The sequence below is a fragment of the Kineococcus indalonis genome (genome assembly GCF_009906395.1).
GTDB lineage: Bacteria > Actinomycetota > Actinomycetes > Actinomycetales > Kineococcaceae > Kineococcus > Kineococcus indalonis.
The window spans coordinates 1-3,796 of sequence record NZ_JAAALM010000395.1; the positions used below are offsets into that span (position 1 = coordinate 1).

Consider the following 3,796-nt stretch of genomic DNA (forward strand, 5'->3'; position numbering starts at 1 on the left):
GGCGGGACGAGCGCGGGGCCGTCGCGGCGGCGGGCGCGGGTTCAGCGGCCGCGCACGATGCGGCGCAGGCGGGCCAGCCGCTCGCGCAGCTGCGCCTCGAAGCCGCGGTCGGTGGGCACGTAGTAGTCCTTGCCGACCAGCTCGTCGGGCGCGTACTGCTGCGCGGCCACGCCCGCGGGGGTGTCGTGCGTGTACACGTACCCCTTGCCGTGCCCGAGGCGCTGGGCGCCGGAGTAGTGCGCGTCGCGCAGGTGGGCGGGCACCGGCCCGCCCAGGCCGGCGCGCACGTCCGCGATCGCGGCGTTGACGCCGAGGTAGGCGGCGTTGGACTTCGGTGCGGTGGCCACGTGCACCACCGCCTGGGCGAGCACGATGCGCGCCTCGGGCATGCCGATCTGCGCCACGGCGTGCAGGGCGGCCACCGCGGTCTGCAGCGCCGAGGGGTCGGCCATGCCCACGTCCTCGGAGGCGGCGATGACCACGCGGCGGGCGATGAAGCGCGGGTCCTCCCCCGCCTCGACCATGCGCGCCAGGTAGTGCAGGGCGGCGTCGACGTCCGAGCCGCGCATGGACTTGATGAAGGCGCTGGCCACGTCGTAGTGCTGGTCCCCGGCGCGGTCGTAGCGCACCGCGGCGCGGTCCAGGGCCCGCTCGGCGTGCTCCAGCGTCACCACCGGGTGCCCGCCGGGCGCGGCGGGGGTGTCGAACGCCGCGCCGGCGGCGGCCTCCAGCGCGGTCAGCGCGCGGCGCGCGTCGCCGTCGGCGAGGCGCACGAGGTGCTCCAGCGCCTCCGCGCTCAGCTCCACCTCGCCGGCCAGGCCGCGCGGGTCGGCCACCGCCGCGCCCAGCAGGGCGCGCACGTCCTCGGCCGCCAGCGGGCGCAGGGTCAGCAGCAGCGAGCGCGAGAGCAGCGGCGTGACGACGGAGAAGCTGGGGTTCTCCGTCGTGGCGGCCACGAGCACCACCCAGCGGTTCTCCACCCCCGGCAGCAGCGCGTCCTGCTGCGCCTTGGTGAAGCGGTGGATCTCGTCGAGGAACAGCACGGTCTGCCGGCCGTGCAGGTCGCGGTGCTCGCGCGCCTCGTCCATCACGCGGCGCACGTCCTTCACCCCGGCGGTGACGGCGGACAGCTCCGCGAAGCGGCGCCCGCCGGAGCGGGCGATGACGTGCGCCAGCGTCGTCTTGCCGGTGCCGGGCGGGCCCCACAGCACCACCGAGGCCGGCCCGGCGCGACCCAGGTCGCCCTCGGTGGCCAGGCGGCGCAGCGGCGAGCCGGGCCCGAGCAGGTGCTGCTGGCCGACGACCTCGTCGACGCCGCGAGGGCGCATCCGCACCGCCAGCGGCGCACCGGCCAGGACCGCCGCGCCCGGGAGCGCGCCGCCGGCGGGGTCGCTCGCGGGGTCGGCGGAGAACAGGTCGGCCACGGCCCGCACGGTAGCCCCGCGCGCTGGCGCGGTGGGTGCGCGGTGGGTGCGCGGTGGGTGCGCGGTGGGTGCGCGGTGGGTGCGCGGTGGGTGCGCGGTGGGGCACCGGTGGGCCCGCGCGGCGCCCCACCGGCGCCGACGAGGTGCCGGCGTTGAGCCGTCCGGGTGACGGTGCACAGGTCTTTCCCAGGGTTCGCCCCGCACGGTCGCAGGTGCGGCACCGACGATGGGGCCATGACCGCGACCACCACCCGCGCCGACCTGCAGCGTCCCGACGGCAGCGCCCTGCGCGTGCTCGTCGTCGACGACGAGTCGACCCTGTCGGAGCTGCTCAGCATGGCGCTGCGCTACGAGGGCTGGGAGGTGCGCACGGCGGCCGACGGGCTGGAGGCGGTGCGCACGGCGCGCTCGTTCCGCCCCGACGCGGTCGTGCTGGACATCATGCTGCCCGACATCGACGGCCTGGAGGTGCTGCGCCGGCTGCGCGCGGACTCCACCGAGGTGCCGGTGCTGTTCCTGACGGCCAAGGACGCCGTGGAGGACCGCGTGGCGGGCCTGACCGCCGGCGGCGACGACTACGTCACCAAGCCGTTCAGCCTGGAGGAGGTCGTGGCGCGCCTGCGCAGCCTGGTGCGCCGCTCCGGCCTGGCCGCCGCCAAGCAGGAGCCCGTGCTCAGCGTCGGCGACCTCGTCCTGGACGAGGACAGCCACGAGGTGTTCCGCGGCGGCGAGGAGGTCAAGCTGACCGCCACGGAGTTCGAGCTGCTGCGCTACCTGATGCGCAACCCGCGCCGGGTGCTGTCCAAGGCGCAGATCCTGGACCGGGTGTGGAACTACGACTTCGGCGGCCAGGCGAACATCGTGGAGCTGTACGTCTCCTACCTGCGCCGCAAGATCGACGCCGGGCGCGCGCCGATGATCCACACCGTGCGCGGCGCCGGGTACGTGCTCAAGCCCGCCCCGGCCGAGCCCGCCGCCTGATGCGCCGCCCGGCGCCGGGCGCGACGCCCGGCGCGGCGTCGGCCACGGTGGGGCGGTGAGGAACCCGCTGCACCGCCCGCAGTCCCTGCGCAGCCGGCTGATCCTGACCCTGACCTCGCTGCTGGTCGCGGTGGGCCTGGTGACCGGCCTGGTCACCGCGTACGCGCTGCGCCGGGAGCTGACGGAGCAGGTCGACGCGCAGCTGCGCGAGTCCGTGCAGCGCGCCCAGCGCGCGGAGTTCGGCGGCCCCGGCGGTCCCCGCCCGCGCCAGCAGGACGCGACCGCGTGCCCGTCGGGCACGCGCCCGGCGTTCGTGGGGCCCGGGCAGGTGGACGGCACGCTGGGTGCGCGCTTCTCCGGCGGCGAGCTGGTCGGCGCGCAGTCGGGGGTCATCGACACCAGCGCCACCGGCGCGCAGGAGTGCGCCGTGGCGCTGACGGGCGCGCAGGCCGAGGCGCTGCGCCCGGTGGGGCTGGGCGACCCCACCACCGTCGAGCTGCCGGGGCTGGGCACCTACCGCGTGGTGGCGGCCACCCTGCCCGGCGGGGACGCCGTGCAGGTCACCGGCGTGCCGCTGGCGGGGGTGGAGACGACCCTGCTGGGGGTGCTGGGCGTCGAGGCCGCCGTGGTCCTGCTGGGCGTGGCGGCGGCCGCCGCCACCGGCACCGTGCTGGTGCGCCGGGACCTGGCGCCGCTGCGGCGGGTGGCCGCCACCGCCACCCGCGTCTCGGAGCTGGAGCTGGACCGCGGCGAGGTGGCCCTGGAGCACCGGGTGCCCGAGCGCGACACCGACGAGCGCACCGAGGTGGGCCGGGTCGGCTCGGCGCTGAACCGGCTGCTGGAGCACGTCGGCTCGGCGCTGAGCGCCCGGCACGCCTCCGAGCAGCGCGTGCGGCAGTTCGTCGCCGACGCCAGCCACGAGCTGCGCACCCCGCTGGCCGCGATCCGCGGCTACTCCGAGCTGGCCCGGCGCAGCCGCGAGCCGGTGCCCGCCGACGTGGCCCACGCGCTGCGCCGGGTGGAGTCGGAGGCGGTGCGCATGACGGGGCTGGTGGAGGACCTGCTGCTGCTGGCGCGCCTGGACTCCGGCCGGCCGCTGGAGCGCGAGCGGGTGGACCTGACGATGACCGTGCTGGACGCCGTCAGCGACGCGCGGGCGGCCGGGCCGGAGCACACCTGGCGCCTGGAGCTGCCGGAGGAGGCGGTGGAGGTCACCGGTGACGCCGCCCGGCTGCACCAGGTGCTGGTGAACCTGCTGGCCAACGCCCGCAGCCACACCCCGCCGGGCACCACGGTCACGGTGCGCCTGGCCCGGGACCGCGGCGACCGGGACCGCGGCGACCGGGACGGCGGCAACCGGGACGGCGGCGACCGGGACCGCGGTCCCGGGC

3 protein-coding genes are annotated in these 3,796 nt (G+C 77.4%); 2 read left to right on the forward strand and 1 reads right to left on the reverse strand.

Annotation, left to right across the window (positions count from 1 at the left end):
* Nucleotides 1-41: 41 nt before the first annotated feature.
* A complete protein-coding gene (locus GTR00_RS16310; protein ID WP_323132537.1) occupies nucleotides 42-1,424 on the reverse strand; it encodes a replication-associated recombination protein A in 1,383 nt (460 codons plus the stop codon).
* Between the two features lie 234 nt (nucleotides 1,425-1,658).
* Between GTR00_RS16310 and GTR00_RS16315 the strand changes: the two genes are divergently transcribed.
* The gene (locus GTR00_RS16315; protein ID WP_166612642.1) at nucleotides 1,659-2,405 is read left to right on the forward strand and encodes a response regulator transcription factor; all 747 of its coding nucleotides are present in this window, start codon (nucleotides 1,659-1,661) and stop codon (nucleotides 2,403-2,405) included.
* A gap of 55 nt (nucleotides 2,406-2,460) precedes the next feature.
* Nucleotides 2,461-3,796 (forward strand): sensor histidine kinase (locus tag GTR00_RS25940; protein WP_166612643.1); only part of this gene is annotated, 1,336 nt, incomplete at its 3' end.

Coding starts and splice junctions, on each gene's coding strand:
- GTR00_RS16315 (WP_166612642.1), top strand. CDS start 1,659: ATGACCGCGACCACCACCCGCGCCGACCTGCAGCGTCCCGACGGCAGC.